This is a genomic window from Escherichia sp. E2748 (assembly GCF_005781125.1).
Lineage (GTDB): Bacteria > Pseudomonadota > Gammaproteobacteria > Enterobacterales > Enterobacteriaceae > Escherichia.
In genome coordinates this window covers 92,128-113,514 of record NZ_VATP01000022.1, presented here as the reverse complement: position 1 = coordinate 113,514, position 21,387 = coordinate 92,128, and the positions used below count along the sequence as shown (strand labels likewise).

The 21,387-nt window shown below is 52.8% G+C and carries 18 protein-coding genes; 4 read left to right on the top strand and 14 right to left on the bottom strand.

Features of this window, described 5'->3' with window-relative positions; all coding sequences use genetic code 11:
• Window positions 1–9: 9 nt before the first annotated feature.
• The 6 genes from bcsC to bcsR are packed head-to-tail and all read right to left on the bottom strand — an operon-like array spanning window position 10 to window position 10,495.
• Complete coding sequence (gene bcsC / locus FEK42_RS18010) at window positions 10–3,483, bottom strand: cellulose synthase complex outer membrane protein BcsC (RefSeq protein ID WP_135493105.1); 3,474 nt, start codon at window positions 3,481–3,483, stop codon at window positions 10–12.
• Window positions 3,465–4,571, bottom strand: a complete 1,107-nt coding sequence (bcsZ, locus tag FEK42_RS18005; protein WP_135493143.1) for a cellulose synthase complex periplasmic endoglucanase BcsZ — start codon at window positions 4,569–4,571, stop codon at window positions 3,465–3,467. Before bcsZ ends, bcsC begins: the two co-directional genes overlap by 19 nt.
• A 6-nt stretch (window positions 4,572–4,577) precedes the next feature.
• A complete protein-coding gene (bcsB, locus tag FEK42_RS18000) occupies window positions 4,578–6,917 on the bottom strand; it encodes a cellulose biosynthesis cyclic di-GMP-binding regulatory protein BcsB (RefSeq protein ID WP_135493106.1) in 2,340 nt (779 codons plus the stop codon).
• Between the two features lie 10 nt (window positions 6,918–6,927).
• Window positions 6,928–9,546 carry a UDP-forming cellulose synthase catalytic subunit gene (bcsA, locus tag FEK42_RS17995; protein WP_130210108.1) on the bottom strand — a complete coding sequence of 873 codons (2,619 nt, stop codon included), beginning with the start codon at window positions 9,544–9,546 and terminating at the stop codon, window positions 6,928–6,930.
• Window positions 9,543–10,295: a cellulose biosynthesis protein BcsQ gene (gene bcsQ, locus FEK42_RS17990; protein WP_135410540.1), complete on the bottom strand. Its 753-nt coding sequence runs from the start codon at window positions 10,293–10,295 to the stop codon at window positions 9,543–9,545. The genes bcsA and bcsQ overlap by 4 nt, the downstream gene beginning before the upstream one ends.
• Before the next feature lie 11 nt (window positions 10,296–10,306).
• A complete protein-coding gene (gene bcsR / locus FEK42_RS17985) occupies window positions 10,307–10,495 on the bottom strand; it encodes a cellulose biosynthesis protein BcsR (RefSeq protein WP_064527810.1) in 189 nt (62 codons plus the stop codon).
• 273 nt (window positions 10,496–10,768) lie between these two features.
• On the opposite strand from bcsR, the gene bcsE reads away from it, so the two are divergent.
• Genes bcsE through bcsG form a run of 3 tightly spaced genes read left to right on the top strand, consistent with a single transcriptional unit; the run spans window position 10,769 to window position 14,204 of the window.
• Window positions 10,769–12,340 carry a cellulose biosynthesis c-di-GMP-binding protein BcsE gene (gene bcsE / locus FEK42_RS17980; RefSeq protein WP_130210104.1) on the top strand — a complete coding sequence of 524 codons (1,572 nt, stop codon included), beginning with the start codon at window positions 10,769–10,771 and terminating at the stop codon, window positions 12,338–12,340.
• On the top strand, window positions 12,337–12,528 hold the full coding sequence (gene bcsF / locus FEK42_RS17975; protein ID WP_135493108.1) for a cellulose biosynthesis protein BcsF: 192 nt from the start codon (window positions 12,337–12,339) through the stop codon (window positions 12,526–12,528). The genes bcsE and bcsF overlap by 4 nt, the downstream gene beginning before the upstream one ends.
• Entirely contained in the window at window positions 12,525–14,204 is a 1,680-nt protein-coding gene (bcsG, locus tag FEK42_RS17970) for a cellulose biosynthesis protein BcsG (protein ID WP_135493109.1), read from the top strand. Before bcsF ends, bcsG begins: the two co-directional genes overlap by 4 nt.
• An 85-nt stretch (window positions 14,205–14,289) precedes the next feature.
• Here bcsG and FEK42_RS17965 read toward each other — a convergent pair whose 3' ends face one another.
• Both FEK42_RS17965 and FEK42_RS17960 read right to left on the bottom strand, forming a co-directional pair.
• The gene (locus FEK42_RS17965; protein WP_074399497.1) at window positions 14,290–14,397 is read right to left on the bottom strand and encodes a type I toxin-antitoxin system toxin Ldr family protein; all 108 of its coding nucleotides are present in this window, start codon (window positions 14,395–14,397) and stop codon (window positions 14,290–14,292) included.
• 356 nt (window positions 14,398–14,753) lie between these two features.
• Window positions 14,754–14,861 (bottom strand): type I toxin-antitoxin system toxin Ldr family protein, encoded by a 108-nt coding sequence (locus FEK42_RS17960; RefSeq protein WP_002431793.1) that lies wholly within the window; start codon window positions 14,859–14,861, stop codon window positions 14,754–14,756.
• 474 nt (window positions 14,862–15,335) lie between these two features.
• Here FEK42_RS17960 and FEK42_RS17950 point away from each other — a divergent pair, with 474 nt between their 5' ends.
• Window positions 15,336–16,607, top strand: coding sequence for an amino acid permease (locus FEK42_RS17950; protein ID WP_130210096.1), 1,272 nt, complete (start codon window positions 15,336–15,338; stop codon window positions 16,605–16,607).
• 16 nt (window positions 16,608–16,623) lie between these two features.
• Here FEK42_RS17950 and FEK42_RS17945 read toward each other — a convergent pair whose 3' ends face one another.
• The 6 genes from FEK42_RS17945 to dppC all read right to left on the bottom strand — a co-directional run bounded on the left by FEK42_RS17945 (window position 16,624) and on the right by dppC (window position 21,379).
• Window positions 16,624–17,631 (bottom strand): HipA domain-containing protein, encoded by a 1,008-nt coding sequence (locus FEK42_RS17945; RefSeq protein ID WP_135493111.1) that lies wholly within the window; start codon window positions 17,629–17,631, stop codon window positions 16,624–16,626.
• Complete coding sequence (locus FEK42_RS17940) at window positions 17,631–17,942, bottom strand: HipA N-terminal domain-containing protein (protein ID WP_130210092.1); 312 nt, start codon at window positions 17,940–17,942, stop codon at window positions 17,631–17,633. Before FEK42_RS17940 ends, FEK42_RS17945 begins: the two co-directional genes overlap by 1 nt.
• Entirely contained in the window at window positions 17,927–18,250 is a 324-nt protein-coding gene (locus FEK42_RS17935) for a helix-turn-helix transcriptional regulator (RefSeq protein WP_130260126.1), read from the bottom strand. Before FEK42_RS17935 ends, FEK42_RS17940 begins: the two co-directional genes overlap by 16 nt.
• Window positions 18,251–18,472: 222 nt before the next feature.
• Entirely contained in the window at window positions 18,473–19,486 is a 1,014-nt protein-coding gene (gene dppF, locus FEK42_RS17930) for a dipeptide ABC transporter ATP-binding subunit DppF (RefSeq protein WP_130260125.1), read from the bottom strand.
• Entirely contained in the window at window positions 19,483–20,466 is a 984-nt protein-coding gene (gene dppD, locus FEK42_RS17925; protein ID WP_001196445.1) for a dipeptide ABC transporter ATP-binding protein, read from the bottom strand. The genes dppF and dppD overlap by 4 nt, the downstream gene beginning before the upstream one ends.
• A gap of 10 nt (window positions 20,467–20,476) precedes the next feature.
• Complete coding sequence (dppC, locus tag FEK42_RS17920; protein ID WP_000084683.1) at window positions 20,477–21,379, bottom strand: dipeptide ABC transporter permease DppC; 903 nt, start codon at window positions 21,377–21,379, stop codon at window positions 20,477–20,479.
• Window positions 21,380–21,387: the final 8 nt, after the last annotated feature.

Below are 21,387 nucleotides of genomic sequence, written 5' to 3'. Positions count from 1 at the left end.
TCTGAAAACTTACCAGTCGGCGTAAGGTATCAGCGGCTGTGGCGGTAAATCCATATCGCCCTGCCATCCGGCGGCAGAATACCGTACGTAGAGCAGGAAATGGCTTGGCGCATAATCTTTCGCCTGCTGGATATCAATCGCCGTGCCGACAAACCAGTTGGATGTAACGCGTCGTTCAAGTAACGCCCGCGCCGTATAGCCAAAGCCCTGGCTGCTACTGCCACCGTTGGTCTGGTCAGCGGCGTCGTCTTTCCAGTCATTCGGAATCAGGTTCATCAGCGGATAACGCGGCATGGTTTTAGTGCGCGAGTGCGACCATGAGCCAGACGCGCCCAGCTCCCATGACCAGTTTTCCGTGCGCTCACGCCACATCACCGGTACGGCAAACGACAGATATTCCTGCGGGCTGTAGTAGCCGCCCTGCCCAAGTGAGTACCCACTCAGGTCTTTGTCGTAATGCCAGATCATGTTGTTCAGGCCGATAGTGACGCGACGATTATTCTGGTTGATGACTTTATAGTAATAGCCCGTCATCCAGCGCACGCGCCAGTTATCTTCGACATTTTTTCCGGTTAACTGATCACCGCTAAGTGATGCCCAGACGCCGTTTGCCTCGCCTTTATCATAGCTCAGACTTAACCCCACACCATCGGCACGTACGCCGCCCCATTTTTTCCCGGTATTGCTCGGAGAGTCTTTCTGTCCGCCGAAGGCAAGTAATGAACTGGAAATAGGTCGGCGATGGGCGTTAACGGTGTAGCCAAGCGGCCCGATATCATCGCTGTAACTAACGCCACCGACCACGTCCACGACATTGAAGCCCATCGGCGTGGTGCCAATATCCCAACTCCAGACGTCATTTCGCCAGCCGACCGCCACGCTTGCGCCAGAATCCGACTGACTGCGATTGCCGCTACAATCTTGTAACGTACAGGTCCCCCAGTTGTTGTCCCACTTGCCGTCGTCGTTGGTGGAGAAACTGCCGACATTCATATTGACGAAATCGCTGCGGAAGAACATTCGTCCGTCCGCATAGGGCGCATCTACCTGCAACATGGTGGTGTGCGCTTTCAGATCGGAGTATCCGCCAGTGCCGCTCGATCCCCAGTAGTCGTGCTCCAGGGTGACGTTAAGATCCTGCTGACGATAGAGGTCCGCCGCATCGCTACGTACGCCGCGTTTCAGCCAGTCATCTTTCTCGTCGTTGCGGGTCAGTCGGGTAAAGGTGTCGTTATCCTGCGGACGCGTCGTGGTCACACCTGATGCGACCATCGCGTCTTTGTAGGTTTCCAGCGCCTGCTTTGGATCGCCCGCCTGTGCTTCAAACTTCGCACCATCGCGCAGTACCATCGCGCTTTCCATCGACGGCGGCTGAGATTTTGCCTGCGGGATCAGCTTGTTAAATGTCTGCTGCGCCGCTGCGGTATCGCCAAGCTGCGCCTGCGCCAGCGCCACGCGCCGCTGAGTGTTCAGAGAGGCGTTATCGGTGGCGGGCAGTTTCGCCAGCTGGCTACGTGCCGCCGCTTTGTCACCAGCAGCGATATCCACTTCCGTCAGACCAAGAATGGCGTCGACGTTATTCGACTCGCGCGTCAGGACGTTCTGATAAGCCGCGCGGGCGGCGGTGTAATCGCGCCGTTGCTGCGCCCAGTCGGCCAGGGTGAGATCAATGCGTGTGGAAGGCGGCTGCTGACGCAGCATCGCTTCCGCTTCGGCTTCTTTGCCGCTTTCACGCAGGCGATTGGCTGTTTCCAGCACCTGATCGCTTTGCAGTCGGTTCACCAGTTCATGAATATTGCTGTTCCACTGCGCGCGCGGCAGGCTGTTGATATGCGCCAGTGCCGCCCGGTCTTGATCATGACCGGAGAGATACAGCCCGTAGGCGTAAACCTGCTCCGGGTCGTTCGGCTTCTGCTGCGCCAGATTGCGCATCAGAGTATCAGCCTGGCTGCGTTGTCCGGCCTGCCAGAGATCCTGCGAAAGTCGGTAAGTAATCCACACACTGCCGGGGTCCAGTGCCAGTCGCTGGCGCTGAAGTGCTGCTGCTTGCGCCCATTTGCCCTGTTTTTCCAGCGCTTCGGCCTGCTGTGACAAACGGTCGTTTTGCAGACTACGTTCAATATCGTCAACGCTGCGCCGCTGGCTGGCAGAGAGCGAGGCAATAAATGCTTCAGCCTTTTCCGGCGATTGCTGGCGATAAAGATTCGCCAGACCGCGCACGGCGTTGGTGTTGCCGCTGTCCATCCGCAGCGTCTGCTGATAATAACGTTCGGCTGCAGGGTAATCTTTGCGCGCCATCGCCACATCACCCAGCCCCAGCACCGCATAGCTGTCAGTATTATCTACATTGCGCGCCTGCTGGAATAACCGTTCCGCTTGATCAGGATTGTTCGCTTTAAGCGCGGCATCGCCCTGTTGGATCGCCAGCCAATAACGGTTCACTTTCAGCAGGCTGTTCCATTTGTCGTTGTTGCTGCTGTGCGGGTCCAGCGCGAGGGCTTTCTCCAGATTCACCACCGCATTGGCGCGATCGCCTTTCTGAGAATACGCCTGGCCCAGCGCCCCCAGCGCTTCACTGTCTTTCGGGTTAGCACGCACCGCCAGTTGCAACTCGGGGATAGCTTTACCCGCCATGCCTGAATCCACCGCCGCTAAACCTTGCGCACGGGCACGGAAAGCAGGATCGGCCAGTTGTTTTTGTTGTTCTGCCAGTTGCGATTGTGCAGCAGCCACGTTGTCGCCATCGCTAAATACTGAGAGATATTTTTTCAGCGCCTGCACGCTGGCATCGCTGACAGGCATGTCTTTAATCTGCCCGTACCAGATTTTAGAGGCACCATCACGACCGGCGTTAGATTTCGCCATCTGTTCCAGTACGGCAAAACCTTCGTCACGGCGATCGCTGCTAAACAGCAATAGCGCCAGATTGTTTTGCAGGCCCGTATTGCCCGGCGTATCCGCATTGATGCGTTTTAGCTGATTAATCGCTTCGCCACGGCGAGCCGGAATTTTCGCCACGGTACTCCAGTACTCGACGGCAATGTCACCTTCCGGCGGCGCCCCGTTGAACAGTTTGTTGTAACCCGCCACGGCTTCTTCCGCATGCCCGGTGGTGGCCTGCAATCGTGCTTGTTGCAATGCCTGACGACCATCCGGCGTGGAAAGCAACATCGTCGTCCGCGACGATTTGTAAGCGTTTGAACTCGGCGCTAATTGCGACAATCGGTCGAGTTGTTTTTGCGCCCCATCAACATCACCCTGCCGTAACAGAGAGCGAAAACGGGCAGCAACGACGTCCGGGTTATTCGGATCAATAAGTTCCAGACGATACAGCGACTGCTGCACCAGGTCTTCGCGGTGAGTCGCTTCGCCAACTCGTACCTGCTCCAGTAGCTGTTGCTGGGCGGTTGGCGCCGCCTCGACCATCGGCATCACAGCCAGACCGAGGGAAAGTGTGAGGATGTTTAGTGTGAATTTGCGCATTCCTGGCCCCAGTCCGGTAATAACTCACCTTTTGTCGAGAAGCGGAAACGGTGTTGATCCCAGCCTTGTCCGAACAGGGTCAGCACATAATTGTAATAGGCATCGCTGCCAGGAAAGTTATCTGCCACACGCTGGCGCTGTACAGCCTGCGCGTCACGGTCCTGAAGAAACGGCAACATAGCCGCAGAAAAACCTACCGGCCCTTGCCCCTGCGCTTTACCCGTCGCGACATCAACTTTCTCCGGCGGATAGCCGTTCTTCTCAGTAAATGTCGCCATCGGTTTAAAACGCGCTAACAGCCGTGCTTTTTGCGGATCAGTATCTGGCATCATGCCGACCCACATATAAACGCGAATGGCGTCATAGCTGCTGATCAGCGTTTTTTCAGCTTTCAGCTGCCAGCCTTTATCTTTTTCATAACGCACCCAGTCAGGCGAAAAACCTTTCGGGGCAGTTTCCAGCAGCAAACGTTGATTCGTTTCGCGCAGCGTAGTCCAGGGCGCGCCAAAGCGGGTGAAATACTGCGCCAGCGTCGGTGGTAGATAACTCGGGTTCAAACGCCAGCTGTTATTCTCGGCAAAGCCGACTTTTCCCGGTAACAGCATGGACCCCAGCCCCGGCACCGTCACCACTTCCTCTTGCGCAATGCGTTTTAACAATGCGCTGCCGATGTCGGTATAACGCTGCTCTTTCCACAATCGCCCCGCCTCAAGCAACGACCAGGCCATCCAGATATCACCATCAGAGGCCGAATTGCTGTCCAGCACTTCCCACTTGCTGTTCTCTTTTTTGCCCCACAGCCAGGCAGGTAAATGTTCGTTTAAGGACCCCTGAGCAAGATTGTTCTGAGTCCAGTCAAGTAGGTTGTCAAATGTCGCACGATCATTAGCCGCCAGGGCAAAGAACATGCCGTAGCTTTGCCCTTCAGAGGTGGTAATTTTGCGTGCATCACTGGGGTCAATGACGCGCCCTTCCTGACTGATGTAATCCTTTTTGAACTGCTCCCAGGCAGGCCAGTTGCAGGCTGCCTGAACACTGAAGGCAGCCAACAGCAGCATCGTCACGATCCCACTACGCAAAACTTTCATCATCGATTACTCATTATCCGGATTAAGGCGACGACGGCTGATGATGCGCAGCAGACGCCACAGTACCCATGCCAGCAGCACCACGCTGATTGCCGCCAGTATCGCCAGCAGAATCGGATGGTTCGCCAGTGCGTACCATAAACGTTCAAACCACGGCAGATGACCGACGTAATAGACGTCGCCAACGCGCAGGCTGTTAACACCGGACTCGCGAATCACCGCTACGGAACCAAACATAGTGGCGCGTTTACCGCTGTCGTTCACCGCATCGTTGAGCATCTCGTAACCGCGTGGACTATCCGCCAGTAACGCAATTACGCTGCGCTGGTCGTTATACGGTGACTGGAAGCCAATCACCGCCGCCATCGCACCAGAAGAGGTCAGCGTGGACTGAGTTTCTGCTGCGCGGTCGTTTTCGTCAGGTACAATGCCGGGGAACGGAGTCTGGCGCATCGGCGTTTTCACCCAACTTTCGGTAGCCTGCACCAGCAGATCGATCTGCTTGTCATCTTTTAACTTGTCCGGGATACCGCCAATTATCATGATATCGGCGTCTTTCCCCTGAATGGTGCTGCCATCATCGGTCACCGTCAGGTTGATCGCCGGGAAGCCCGTCTGTGCACCAATAAAGCCCACCGTATTAAGCAGTGTTTCCATCTGCGCTTCGTTTGGTGCTTTTGGCATCACGGTAATGGTTTGCGACAAATCCGCCATCCGGCTGAACGGGAAGCCCGCATTAGCAAACGCGCGCAGATCCGGCATCGGGATGAAGTGGTAATACTTCGAGAAGTCGATGGTAGAGTCGTCACCAATCACGACGTGATTCTGCACCGGTTGGAAGGTAATACAGTTATCCACCGAACCACCCGGCATTGGGTTCATATACTCAAAATCGAAACGCAACTGGTTGGTCGCCCCCAGTTTCAGCGCCGGGATGGAGACATCGGTTTTACCATCCAGCAAACCTTGCAACACCGGGATCCGCAGCAGCAGGCGGTTCGCCTCCTGTTTACTGCTCAGGTTGAAAGATTGCAGGAACTGGTTGTTCAAGCTGATATCCATCCGCGAGCTATCTTTCACCGGCGGCATGGTGTAGCGATAGTTGATATCCATATCGATACCGGTGCTACGCATCAGGTAGAGATCTGGCGGCAAGTTCAGCGAGATATTAATCGCTGCCGGCTCCAGCCCGCTGGACTGTAACTGTTCTTCATAGGTTTTCAGCTCACCAAAGGTGACCGGACGATCGGTTCGCACCCAGTTTGGCGCATCGTACGGTTTACGTGGCAATAGCGGTTTAACATCGTTCACCACTACGCTGTCACCACGGAACAAAATATTGCCCTGAGCAATGCCTTTCGCCGCCTGCAATAGATCTTTGTCATCACGCCCAAAGACCACCAACAATTTGACGTAAGGATTCTCCGGATGGTTGATCATCTCAATCACCGGGGCTTTTACTGCCGGATGATCGCGCAGGAAGTCCGGTCGCTTGTCATTGGTCGCAAAGACAATCGCATTGCGGTCCGGAAGCTGATTATAGAGTACCGGGAAGTTCTGTCCGCGCCAGCCAGAACGCGAACCAAACCACGACGCAACAATCGCCGAAGCCTGTTGCAGACCAACATCCGGCGCACCAGCAAAAACTATCGGCAACGTATTGGCTCGGTTATCCCTCGGGTCGAAAAACGGAATCGGGAAGTGCGACAGATCATTTTTCACATTCAGTGATTGATATGTCAGATCCAGTCCGCTACTGCGTCCAACATCCAGCCAGAGCGTTGTGCTGGCCGGGTTTTCACAGACATCCTGATAATGACCAACAAACTCCAGCCGCACGCGGTTGAAGTCGGTGATAAACAGCGGATTAATCGGCATTTGCGCCAACGTCTTTTTACCCAACTGCTCTTTGGTCACTGGCAGCACGCCCATCAACTCATCGTTCAGATAGACTTTCAACTGCGACTGTATCGGCAGCAGTGATGGCGACGGCGTATATTCAAGGTTAAGCATCGCCTTCGTCACTACTTCATCACTGCGCATACCAAACTCTATGCTGCCGTTCGGGTTAATGCCACGCAGTACCATGCTACCCGGCGGCGGCGCGATTTGCGCAAAGGTCAGCTTCACATCGCGCGAAGGGCCATTCTGCGCCACGATGGGCGCGTCCGCGCCCTGCACGCCTGGCATCACCTGTCCGACCCGCGGATTTTGCTCCGCCTGGGCAGGCACAGTTGGCTCAGCATTGATCAGTGGTTGCGTCGTCGGTGTCGCCTGCGTCATGAAAGAGGGGAACGCACTCATCCCCATAGCCACTGCACAAATCCAGAATAGTTTTCTTTTCATCGCGTTATCATCATTGTTGAGCCAAAGCCTGATCCGATGGTTGTACCGTTTCGCTCCGCTCCGGGCGACGCGGAATGAACGAAACAACCCAGGAAACCAGAGAAGTCAGCACACGGAAAATGCCCTTCACCGAAGAAGGCGCAAACTCCGCCAGATGGCGGTAGCCACGGAAGCCGAGCTTCAGAATATCCAGCAGACTTTCCAGCGGCTTATCTTCCGGGTAGCTGTCCTGCCAGAGCGCCCATGTATCCGCACGGGCAAACGTACACTGCACAAAATCGATATGTTGCTGGGTAGTGAGCGGCATCAATTGCAGCCCCACTTCGTTACCCATCACGCGCGCAACCTGAGTCGGGAAGGCATACTCTTGCTGACCGCGTTTGAGCAGCAGATTCACTTTCTGTCCTTCCAGAATCTGCGCCTGACCGTTGATCTTGATCCCCAGGCCGCCGTCAGAGAAGTCCTGAACGGTGCAGGAGAAAAGATGCCCATCTTCCCGGGCAATCGCCGCTGGCATGGTCATCTCAACACGGTGCGAACGACGTACCTGCTTGCTTTCTACCGATACCGCTACTGCACCGCCGAGAATAATCAGGTTGTAGAACACCCAAACCATACTAACGACCACGGTGAGCATTTCAGTCGGCGGGCCATAGAAGTAACGCCAGATGCCGACAGCAACACCGACCAGGTTGAGTAATACGAGGAAGATGTACGGTCGCGAGATCACCCAGTCGACGTACTCTTCCTCCACCAGACCACCTTTGGCGGTGACGTTAAATTTGCCTTTGTGCGGGTTAATCAGCGCCACCAGCGTCGGCGGGGCGATATACCAGGCGAGCACCGTCTCGTAGATTTCGCTCCAGAAGGAGTGGCGATATTTACCCTGAATCTTCGAGTTGGTCAGGCTGGCGTGAATCATATGCGGCAGCACAAACAGGGCAATCATCAACGCAGGCGCGTAAATGATGTAGGCGTGCAGCAGCAGGAACGCCAGCGGTGCGGTCAGGAAGATCAGCCGTGGAATCCCCGACAAGAAGTGGAACATAGCGTTGACGTAGCACAGCCGCTGAGCGAACTTCAGCCCTTTACCAGTAAGCGGGTTATCAAGACGGAAGATTTGCACCATTCCGCGCGCCCAACGGATACGTTGCCCAATGTGCGCCGAAAGGCTTTCAGTCGCCAGCCCCGCCGCCTGGGGAATACGCATATAAGCGGAAGTGTAGCCACGACGGTGTAAACGCAGAGAAGTATGCGCATCTTCAGTCACGGTTTCGACCGCGATGCCGCCAATCTCGTCCAACGGCTTACGACGAATCACCGCACAGGAACCGCAGAAGAAAGTGGCATCCCACATGTCATTACCGTCCTGCACCAGACCGTAGAACAGCGTGCCTTCGTTCGGCGTTTTACGAAAACGCCCCAGGTTGCGTTCGAACGGATCTGGTGAGAAGAAGTGGTGAGGCGTCTGCATCATCGCCAACTGCTTTTCTTTCAGGAACCAGCCCATGGTCATTTGCAGGAACGAGCGTGTGGGAACGTGGTCGCAGTCGAAAATCGACACGAACTCGCCTTTGGCATATTTCAGTGCATTGTTGATGTTGCCTGCTTTCGCATGTTCATGCGTCGTTCGGGCGATATATTTCACCCCCACGTTTTGCGCAAACTGGCGAAACTCTTCCCTGCCGCCGTCATCGAGGATCCAGATGTTGAGTTTGTCTTTCGGCCAGTCGATACCCAGCGAAGCATAAATGGTGTTTTTCACCACGCTGAGATCTTCGTTGTAGGTCGGTACAAAGATATCCACCGACGGCCATTGCGACATGTCTTTCGGCAGCGGTACTGGCTGACGATTCAGTGGCCATACCACCTGGAAGTAGCCAAGCACCAGCACAATCCACGCATAAGTTTCCGCAAATAGCAGGATTAAGCCACATACCAGGCTGACCGGATCATCCCAGTTCAACGTCGAGGTATATCGCCACCAGATATAGCGACACGAGACAGTCAGCGACAGCACAATCAACATCAACGCCGAGAAGCGCCCTGGCATACGCCGCACCATTAGCGCCACGCCCCACAACAACATCAGGAAGATAAATTGCGACAACGGGTTAAAAGGCTGAGTGACGCAAATTAGCGCCAGAATCAGCGAGAAAGTCACAATAACACCAAGAATAAAACGCCGTGCTCCGGCGCTCAGATGGCCCAGTTCTTTTTTCTCATCAAGATGTTGCGTGTTCTGGCTGACACGCTCTGGCAGTTTGTCCATCCATTGATGGTAACGCCCACGGATATTCTGCAGGCCAGAAAATGCCCGCCAGCGTGGTTTTGGCGTCTCTCTGCGTGAAGCGCCGATCAACAACCAGCAAGTCTGAATGACATAGCGGACTGGATCCAACGGGCGCGGACGCGAAGCGTTGATATGTGGGTAAAGGTTTTTATGTTCTGCGCGGATACGCTGCCAGCGCGGGTGTTCAAGCGGAATGAACACCCAGGCCAGGATCAGCCAAAAACAGCCAAGCGTCGCGCTGAAAGCCGATGCGCCGTGACGACGATAATCCCGATAACGCCCGATAAGACGCGCGTTGACCGGCGGGATAAGCAACCACCGGGTCAAGATACTCATGACGCGCTCCCGACTGGCTTTTTCAGACCGGAATAGTTCAACAGGCACCAGTTTGCCAGCGTCAGAACTTCCTCCGCCGCCAGCGCATCACTGCGGTATTCACCTAACGGCTGTTTCGCCGCCAGGCATTCAGCCATCGCTTCATCGCGATGAATCAACATTGGCAGTAACCGGCGCTGGCTTTGCAACCACAACTGGTAAATATCTTCCTGTACCTGGCTGCCAATGCGGAAATCATTAATCAATATATGCGCGCCAGCAGGCAGTGCTTGCTGATGCAGCCGAATATGGCAGTTAGCATCCACTTTAACGATTGCCAGCGAGTGATCGCACAGGCTCAGGATTTGATGCGTTATCTGCGAGGCGTCGCGCGGTAAGTCGATCAAAATCCATTGATAACGCCCGCTGGCCTGCAGCAGCTGCAAGCCTTCGCAAATTGCACCCAACTGAGTTTGCCAGTGCTGGGGATTCTCTTGCTCTTCAATGGTTAACTGACCAAAAGGCAGTAGATCGAGCTGCGAGGTATAGCGCATCCCGGCATCTCGCCAGTCCTGACCATCCAGTATGGCTCTGGCCCAGCCCTGACGATGGGTAAAATCAACGTTGAACGACAAGCGCAACAAATTGTCCGGGCAGGCATCAACCACCAGGACATTTTCTCCCAACATTTGCAATGCCCAGGCCAACGCGGCGGTGATGGTTGTTGTACCCACACCTCCCCGCACCCCCTGTAATCCCAGTACGGCCATTCACTACTCCCCTACTTCTGTTGCGCAAACTCAGCCAACAATGGCCAGCGTTTTAACGCCGCTGCTAACTGCTCACGCTGAGAAATATCGGCATAATCGATATCAGGCAGTGAAAACGCCTGCTTTAACGCCAAAATATCATTCTGAAAGATATAGCCTATCGCGGGATCAGGCAGAGTATCCTGTTCGTTGTTATTCATTATGCTTAATCTCGATAAAATATACCCGCCACGCATCAGTCAATTCTAATCGACAGAATTTTGCCCGTATAATGCCAGACGGCAATACGTAATCCGTTCATTTTTTAACTTTCATGTACGCAACTAACGAAAGTAAAAAACGAAAAGACTGATATCATAAGGCTTCCAGCCTGCTAAATTGATTCACATGCTAAATCTGATAAGTTTTAATTTCAATGGTAGGTTTATTTCTTAGCTTTCGCTAGTAAACTAATAATCAGACAAAATGGTGACTTGAGGGACGTTGTGGACCCTGTATTCTCTATCGGTATCTCATCTTTGTGGGATGAGTTGCGGCATATGCCAGCAGGCGGCGTCTGGTGGTTTAACGTCGATCGTCAAGAAGATGCTATCAGCCTTGTGAATCAAACGATGGCTTCTCAAGCTGAAACCGCGAAAGTCGCGGTCATTAGCATGGATAACGATCCCGAAAAAACCTTCAAATTAGATGATTCTCACGGACCGGAAAAAATAAAATTATTTTCAATGCTAAATCATGAAAAGGGGCTATACTATTTGCCCCGTGATTTACAATGTTCTATTGATCCCGAAAATTATCTTTTCATTCTTGTTTGTGCCAATAATGCATGGCAAAACATTCCAACTGAGCGGCTTCGTTCATGGCTGGATAAAATGAACAAGTGGAGCAGATTATACCATTGCTCACTGCTGGTAATTAATCCAGGAAATAATAACGATAAACAATTTTCATTGTTGCTGGAGGAATACCGTTCACTTTTTGGGCTTGCCAGTTTGCGTTTTCAGGGCGATCAACATCTGCTGGATATCGCCTTCTGGTGCAACGAAAAAGGGGTTAGCGCCCGTCAGCAACTCATCGTTCAGCAGCAAGAGGGTATCTGGACGTTAGTTCAGCGTGAAGAAGCGGAGATCCAACCACGCAGCGATGAAAAACGCATTCTTAGCAATATTGCTGTGCTGGAAGGCGCCCCCCCTTTATCAGAACACTGGCAACTGTTCGACAACAACGAAACTCTGTTCAATGAAGCCCGGACTGCACAGGCTGCAACCGTCGTTTTCTCTTTACAGCAAAATGGGCAAATTGAACCACTGGCCCGCAGCATTCATACCCTGCGTCGCCAGCGTGGTAGTGCGATGAAGATCCTCGTGCGGGAAAATACCGCCAGCCTACGCGCCACGGATGAACGTTTGTTGTTGGCCTGCGGTGCGAATATGGTGATTCCGTGGAATGCTCCGCTCTCCCGTTGTCTGACGATGATTGAAAGCGTGCAAGGGCAGAAGTTCAGCCGCTATGTTCCGGAAGATATCACTACCCTGCTATCCATGACCCAACCGCTGAAACTGCGCGGTTTTCAAAAGTGGGATGTGTTCTGTGAGGCGGTCAATAACATGATGAATAACACGTTGTTGCCTGCTCATGGTAAAGGCGTGCTGGTCGCTTTACGCCCAGTACCGGGCATCCGCGTTGAGCAAGCCCTGACGCTGTGCCGTCCAAATCGCACTGGCGACATTATGACCGTTGGTGGAAATCGACTGGTCCTGTTCCTCTCATTCTGCAGGATCAACGATCTGGATACTGCGTTGAATCACATTTTCCCGTTACCTACCGGCGATATTTTCTCTAACCGCATGGTCTGGTTTGAAGATGACCAAATCAGCGCCGAGCTGGTGCAAATGCGTCTGCTGGCCCCGGAACAATGGGGGGTGCCACTGCCTTTAACTCAGGCCTCCATGCCGGTAATCAATGCCGAGCATGATGGGCGTAACTGGCGACGAATACCGGAACCGCTGCGACTGTTGAGTGATCCTGTGGAGCATTCATCATGATGACCATCAGCGATATCATTGAAATCATTGTCGTTTGTGCGCTTGTTTTTTTCCCGCTGGGCTATCTGGCGCGCCATTCCCTACGGCGCATTCGTGACACCCTGCGTTTGTTATTTGCGAAACCTCGTTATGTAAAACCGGCCGGTACGTTACGCCGTGCAGAAAAAGCCAGGGCTACCCAAAAATGACTCAATTTACCCAAAATACCGCCATGCCTTCTTCACTCTGGCAATACTGGCGCGGCCTTTCTGGCTGGAACTTTTATTTTCTGGTTAAGTTCGGCCTGTTGTGGGCGGGCTACCTTAACTTCCATCCGCTACTCAATCTGGTATTTGCCGCGTTCCTGCTGGTGCCGATTCCGCGCTACAGCCTGCATCGCCTGCGCCACTGGATCGCCCTGCCAATCGGCTTTGCCCTCTTCTGGCATGATACCTGGCTACCTGGCCCGGAAAGTATTATGAGCCAAGGGTCACAAGTGGCAGGCTTTAGTCCCGATTATTTAATCGATCTGGTCACGCGCTTTATTAACTGGCAGATGATTGGTGCTGTCTTTGTTTTGTTAGTGGCCTGGTTATTCTTGTCGCAATGGATTCGCATCACCGTTTTTGTGGTCGCCATTCTGGTATGGCTGAACGTACTTACGCTGGCTGGTCCAAGTTTCTCCCTGTGGCCAGCCGGTCAACCGACCACCACGGTAACAACGACGGGCGGCAACGCTGCGGCAACAGTCGCGGCAACCGGCGGCACGCCAGTAGTTGGAGATATGCCAGCGCAAACTGCACCACCGACAACCGCAAACCTCAATGCCTGGCTGAATAATTTCTATAACGCCGAGGCAAAACGTAAATCGACCTTCCCATCCGCGCTGCCAGCGGATGCGCAGCCATTTGAGCTTCTGGTGATTAATATCTGTTCGCTTTCATGGTCGGATATTGAAGCTGCCGGATTAATGTCACATCCGTTGTGGTCGCATTTTGATATTGAGTTCAAGAATTTCAACTCTGCAACCTCATACAGCGGTCCGGCGGCGATTCGTCTGCTGCGCGCCAGTTGCGGTCAGCCATCGCACACCAATCTGTATCAACCAGCAAATAATGACTGCTATCTGTTCGATAACTTGTCAAAACTGGGCTTTACCCAGCACCTGATGATGGGACATAACGGCCAGTTTGGCGGCTTCCTGAAAGAAGTTCGCGAAAACGGCGGTATGCAGACCGAATTGATGGATCAAACAAATCTTCCCGTCATTTTGCTGGGCTTTGATGGTTCGCCGGTTTATGACGATACTGCCGTGCTTAACCGCTGGCTGGACGTTACCGAAAAAGATAAAAACAGCCGTAGCGCCACGTTCTACAACACGCTTCCACTGCATGACGGCAACCATTATCCGGGCGTCAGCAAAACAGCGGATTACAAAGCGCGAGCGCAGAAGTTCTTTGATGAACTGGACGCCTTCTTTACTGAACTGGAGAAATCGGGTCGTAAAGTGATGGTCGTCGTAGTACCGGAACACGGTGGCGCGTTGAAAGGTGACAGAATGCAAGTTTCTGGTTTGCGTGATATCCCCAGCCCGGCAATCACTGATGTACCGGTTGGCGTGAAATTCTTCGGCATGAAAACACCACATCAGGGCGCACCAATTGTCATCGACCAACCAAGCAGCTTCCTGGCAATCTCTGATCTGGTGGTTCGCGTTCTCGACGGCAAGATTTTCACCGAAGACAATGTTGACTGGAAAAAACTCACTAGTGGATTACCACAGACTGCGCCTGTTTCCGAGAACTCGAATGCGGTGGTCATTCAATATCAAAATAAACCGTATGTTCGCCTGAACGGTGGCGACTGGGTGCCTTATCCGCAGTAATTACGAAAAAGGCCGCAGAGTTTCCCCCTGCGGCCTGGTCCGGGCGCAAATTGCCATTACGGCAGCCTGACGCCCGCATGGCATATTACTTCCGCTTATTCAGCCAGCTCACGATCAGGCTGGCGAGAATGCCAGCAATGACCGGAGCCGCTAAATCATGCCAGAAGGCCATGCTCAACTCTGCGAGCGTCATATAGCCGCCTCTGTTGTAATGACAACGTTTCGCGGCTATCCTTGAGTCGTCTAGTTTCAAGAATGCCCCCCGTGATGTTGTCAGGTGCATACCTGCAACGTGCGGGGGTTTTCTCTCTCCAGCAACCAATGCCACCAGGGATCAAGCTCACCGGAACCTTCCGGCTTGCCGCTGATTCTACGACCATTTTTGTGCTTCGAAATCCATCACTTCTTCACTCTGTGCTGCGCATTCCGCAGAATATTATCCACTTGCAACCGTTGCATTTTTCTTACGAAAAAGGCCGCAGAGTTTCCCCCTGCGGCCTGGTCCGGGCGCAAATTGCCATTACGGCAGCCTGACGCCCGCATGGCATATTACTTCCGCTTATTCAGCCAGCTCACGATCAGGCTGGCAAGAATGCCAGCAATGACCGGAGCCGCTAAATCGTGCCAGAAGGCCATGCCCAACTCTGCGAGCGTCATATAGCCGCCTCTGTTGTAATGACAACGTTTCGCGGCTATCCTTGAGTTGTCTACTATCAAGAATGGCCCCCGTGATGTTGTCAGGTGCATACCTGCAACGTGCGGGGGTTTTCTCTTTCCAGCAACCAATGCCGCCGGGGATAAAGCCCCCGCAACATTGCGCCTCACCGGAATCCTTCCGGCTTGCCGCTGATTCTACGATTGCGTTTTACCGTCAGCATCTGGCAATTTTCCTCATTGCGTGATGCCTTTCAGCTTAATTTCTTGTTTACAATAGTTGCAGTTCATATCCGAGCTGACTCCAGACTGGTAGTGAAATGCGCAATTTTGTAGAATTGCGCCTCCTCGCAATCTCCCCAGTGAATCTGTTGTCTCATTCGTTACACACTGCGTATTCAACTTCTCTACCAGTTGCGCAAGAGAAGCTGGGGTTATTCATTTTTACGAGGCTGACTTCTTTCTGGACAGGACTTTATGCAGCACAACACACAACCATTACACGATCACAAATTGCCGTTTACGCGCTATGACTTCGGCTGGGTTTTATTATGTATAGGAATGGCGATTGGTGCCGGAACCGTGCTGATGCCGGTACAAATTGGCCTGAAGGGGATTTGGGTATTTATTACCGCTGCAATCATTGCTTATCCGGCAACCTGGATAGTGCAGGACATTTATTTAAAGACACTTTCGGAAAGTGATTCCTGTAATGACTATACAGATATTATCAGTCATTACCTGGGCAAAAACTGGGGAATTTTCCTCGGGGTTATCTACTTTTTGATGATTATCCACGGGATTTTTATCTACTCTCTCTCCGTGGTTTTCGACAGCGCCTCATACCTGAAAACCTTCGGTTTAACCGATGCCGATCTTTCACAATCTCTACTTTATAAAGTCGCTATTTTCGCCGTACTGGTGGCAATTGCGTCTGGTGGTGAAAGGTTGCTATTTAAGATCTCCGGGCCAATGGTGGTGGTCAAAGTCGGCATTATTGTCGTGTTCGGTTTTGCGATGATCCCGCACTGGAATTTCGCCAATATAACCGCCTTCCCACAAGCCTCCGTATTTTTCCGCGACGTCCTGCTCACCATTCCATTTTGTTTCTTCTCTGCGGTATTTATTCAGGTGCTTAACCCGATGAATATTGCCTATCGTAAACGGGAAACAGATAAAGTACTGGCAACTCGGCTCGCGCTGCGTACCCACCGGATTAGCTATATCACGCTCATCGCGGTGATCCTGTTTTTTGCCTTTTCGTTTACCTTCTCAATTAGCCACGAAGAAGCCGTTTCTGCCTTTGAACAAAATATCTCGGCACTGGCACTAGCCGCGCAGGTGATCCCCGGGCATATCATTCATATCACCTCTACGGTGCTGAATATCTTTGCCGTACTGACCGCATTCTTTGGCATTTACCTCGGTTTCCACGAGGCCATTAAAGGCATTATTCTCAATCTGTTAAGCCGAATTATTGATACCCAGAAAATTAACTCGCGTATGCTGACTCTGGCAATTTGCGCTTTTATCGTCATTACGTTGACGATTTGGGTTTCGTTTCGTGTATCGGTGCTGGTGTTCTTTCAGTTAGGAAGCCCGTTATATGGCATTGTGTCGTGCCTGATTCCGTTTTTCCTGATCTCTAAAGTTTCACAACTGAAAAAACTACGCGGGCTAAAAACATGGCTTATCCTGTTTTATGGCATTTTGCTGTGCTTTTCGCCGCTGTTGAAGCTGATTGAGTAAAAGTAACGGGGGCTGCTCACAGCAGCCCCAGACGATGTCGATAGCATTTCAGTACAGCCTGGATATGCTCCTGAGTCATAAAGGACTGTTCATACGTTTCCATAACAATGGCATTTTCTTTACGTATATCCTGAATGAGTTTTTCCAGCAATCTGGGCGCTAATCCCATCGATTCACCCAACAGCAAAAAGTCCTGCCCGATATACTCGCCATAATCACTTTCAAATCCAGGAGCCAGTTCCCGACCGCCTTCTTCTCGCATCAATAACGGCAGCGCCAGATAGTTTGAGAGAAAATATTCCGGATAGGGAGCGATAGAAACAAAGTCATACACCGGCGCTAACGCTGGCGTCAAACCATCGGAGTACACTAAGCCAAAGTTTCGTAAATGCATGTCGTTATTACCCAGCAACCAGGCGTAAACAATGCGACGAAAGAGATCGATTTTAAATGCGATGTTGTCGTTAACATGGGCAATTAAAAATCGGGCCAGCGTTTCATAGCTGACGTATTGCTCGTTATCATTTCCCGTTTTGCCATATTTATCTGTAATCTGCATCGCACCATCAAGCTGCTCCTGATGCACTGGCTGCCCCTTGTCATCCCGGTCATAGCGCCGGATAACAAACGCGTATTCAAGCTCTTCCTCTGATTGTGGTGCAAAACTCAGCAGGCCATGCACAGGTACGTCAAATCCCAAACGAGACATCAATGTCATTGTTGCATGTTCATTTTCGGCCAAACCGGGAAAGTCGGCTGGAGAGGGCTTAAGGATAAAATTTCCCTGATGATCTACGACGCGGAACTCTCCTTCATCCAGCACTAATTGCAATTTGGGCTGGTAACCGGAAATACTCATCCCTTTTTGTTGACGCGGAAGTTCCTGCACAAACTGAGTTCGCGTAAACCCCAGCCGAGGATTCAATTTTGCAGTGCCGCTCAGGCGCTTCAACCCTTGTGTCGAATATCCGCGCTGTTCGTCACGTTCATTCAGCGGCGTTAACAGAATGCGACAATTCGCCATTATTCCTCCCAAGGTAAAATCTGGATTGCCCCCAGCAGATTCTTGCCGTTATCAATAAGCATTCCCAGCGGATCGTTTTCGTCACGATGCTGTATCTGGCTGTAGCGTTGACGCAGCCATCCTTCTGGCGCCAGTGAGGCAAAATAAGGATGCAACGTCTCACTGGGAAACTGACGCTGTGCGACGGGCAGACTGATTGAGATTGCCGGTCCGTGGTAATCCGGGGCGTACTGAAACAAAAAACCACTGTCGTTCTGAGAGAGTTCACCCACTACCTGACCATAGAGCAACACTTTCACTCGTCGATGCATAGTTTCACTCCAAGAACGTTCGCCACCGCAAACACACTGCCGAATTTAACCTGTTCAGGATCCTTAAAAAGTCGCTTTAACGTGGACGTTGAGATCCCCGTTTGTAGTTCAAGGGTGTATAAATCAATGCCCAATTCTTTGCGACGTGCGTTCAGTTGTTCCCCCAAATGACGAGGAGTCTCAATGGTCCGGAGGGGGCGTGGTTGACTAATATTCGGCCCCTGAATAAGTTTCTTCTGCAACTCCTGGAGCTGGTCGCCGATCGCTTTCAACTCTTGAGCCAGATTCTGTGACCCCGTGTAGATCATTAAAGAACCTTTCAATTGATTAAAGACAAAAAAGATCATTTATGGTTAAAGAAGTTCGTTAAGCATCACAAATGAACCATTTTTTATTAATTATTATAGTTTAGCTCATATATAATCCATTCGCAACAAAAATGGTCAAAAAAGATCTATAAGTGATAGTTAACGCACAAGAAGGTCATATTTGACATGAGACCAGCATGAAAGCCGGTCTCATCGGGTGGGTTATACAGCAGGCTTCTGCGGATTTTCATCCTGATCAACAGCAAAACAAGCTACCAGTTGACCGCCGTAGTCTTTTAGCTGCGGCTGCAACTGGGTGCAGGGGCCGAAGCGTCGACGACAGCGGGCGTTGAAGGCGCAGCCCGGCGGTGGATTCAGCGGGCTTGGCAGTTCACCGGTGAGCTTGATGCGCTCGCGGCGATCGTCCGGGTTCAGGCGCGGCGTCGCAGAGAGCAGTGCCTGAGTGTACGGATGACGCGGGTTATTGAAGATTTGGTCTTTCGTTCCCTTCTCCACGCAGCGGCCCAGGTACATCACCATCACTTCATCAGCAATGTGCTCCACCACCGACAGGTCATGCGAGATAAAGACATAAGACAGCCCCAACTCCTGCTGCAAATCCATCATCAGGTTCAGCACCTGCGCGCGCACCGAAACGTCCAGCGCGGAAACCGGCTCATCGGCAATCACCACATCCGGGTCGAGCATCAGACCACGGGCAATGGCGATACGCTGACGCTGACCGCCGGAGAACATGTGCGGATAGCGGTCGTAATGCTCGGTTTTCAGGCCGACTTTCGCCATCATCGACAGCGCTTTTTCCCGACGCTGTTCTTTGCTTAAGCTGGTGTTAATAAGCAGCGGCTCTTCGAGAATTTGCCCGACTTTTTTACGTGGATTCAGCGAACCGTAAGGGTTCTGAAAGACAATCTGGATTTTCTGCCGACGCAGCTTCTGCGCCTGCGGATCGTGCTTAAGCAGATCCTGCCCCTGGTAATACAGCTCGCCGCCGGTGGGCGTTTCAATCATCGTCAGCAACCGACCGAGGGTCGATTTACCGCAGCCAGATTCGCCCACTACTGCCAGCGTTTTGCCACGTTCAAGGTTAAACGAAACGCCATCCAGCGCTTTAACCAGACGTTCCGGCGCGAACATGCCTTTCTTCACCGGATAATGTTTTTTCAGGTCGATAGCCTGCAACAATGGTTGTTGCGAGGTGGCCTCTTGCGTACTCATAGTGTGGGCCTCCCGGCATCATCAAGTGGGTAATGGCATTTGGACTGACGCCCGTCCGCGAGCATATTCAGCGCCGGTTCTTCAGCGCGGCATTTGTCTGTCGCATAGGGGCAACGCGGGTTAAGCAGGCAGCCGTTCGGGCGGTCGTATTTGCCTGGAACGACGCCAGGCAACGATGCCAGACGTTCTTTGTCCTGAGCAAATTCCGGCAATGCACGCAGCAATGCCTGAGTATACGGGTGACGCGGCGCACGGAAGATGGCGTGGGCATCACCCGTTTCCACCACCTGGCCTGCATACATCACGATGATTTTATGCGCCGCCTCCGCCACCAGCGCCAGGTCATGAGTGATCAACACCAGCGCCATGTTCTCTTTCTGCTGCAACTCCAGCAGCAGTTCGATGATTTGCGCCTGAATGGTCACGTCCAGCGCGGTGGTCGGCTCATCGGCAATCAGCAGTTTTGGCCGACAGGCAATTGCCATAGCGATCATTACACGCTGGCTCATGCCGCCGGAAAGCTGATGCGGATAAACGTCTAAACGCGAGGCCGGGTCAGGAATGCCGACCTGATTCAGCAGGTCAATCGCCCGCTGACGGCGGGTACTTTTGTTGCCGCCCTGATGCACCTTAATCGCTTCCATGATCTGGAAACCCACGGTGTAACACGGGTTAAGGCTGGTCATCGGGTCCTGGAAGATCATCGCCACTTCGGCGCCCACCAGATTGCGGCGCTCTTTTTCTGAGATACGCTGCAAATCCTGGCCGTTAAACTCCAGCTTTTCTGCCATCACGCGGCCTGGATAATCAATCAGCCCCATAATCGCCAGTGAACTGACCGACTTACCAGAGCCAGACTCACCCACAATCCCGACCACTTCGCCCTGTTTTACGCTGTAGCTGATGCGGTCTACGGCGCGGAACGGTGCGCTTTCGTCGCCGAAATGCACCGATAATTTATCTATATTTAATAACGCCATCTCGAACCTCTTACTGCTTCAGTTTGGGATCGAGCGCGTCACGCAGACCGTCACCCATCAGGTTAAATGCCAGCACCGTCAGCAGGATCGCCAGACCCGGGAAGGTCACGACCCACCAGGCGCTTTGCGCGAACTGCAACACATCGGAGAGCATGGTGCCCCACTCCGGTGTTGGCGGCTGCGCCCCCATGCCGAGGAAACCAAGAGCAGCCATATCGAGAATGGCGTTAGAGAAACCGAGCGACGCCTGAACAATCAACGGTGCAAGGCAGTTGGGAAGAATATTGATAAACATCTGGCGCAGCGCCCCGGCACCTGCCACGCGAGACGCGGTGACGTAATCGCGATTCACCTCCACCAGCACGGCGGCGCGAGTTAAGCGCACATAGTGCGGCAAGGCAACGAAGGTTAGCGCCAGCGCGGCGTTACCAATCGACGGGCCGAAAATCGCCACCAGCACCAGCGCCAGCAGCAGACTTGGCAGCGCCAGCATGATATCGACCACGCGCATGATGATGTTATCGACCAGGCCGCCAAAGTAACCGGCGATCAGGCCGAGAATAACGCCCATAATCAGCGATAACACCACCACCAGACAGCCAACCAGCAGCGACAAGCGCGCGCCATACATCAGGCGCGACATAACGTCACGACCGACGTCATCTGTACCGAGCAAGTGCGCCATGCTGCCGCCTTCCTGCCAGGCTGGCGGGGCGAGTAGCGCATCGCGGAACTGTTCCGCCGGGTTATACGGCGCAATCCAGTTGGCAAAGATCGCGATAAACAGCACGATGACGACGTAAACCAGCCCGACAACCGCGCCTTTGTTGCGTTTAAAATAGTGCCAGAACTCCTGTAACGGGGTCATCGGCACCGGTGCGGTAATCACTTTATTTTCAGTAACCTGTGACATGATGTCCC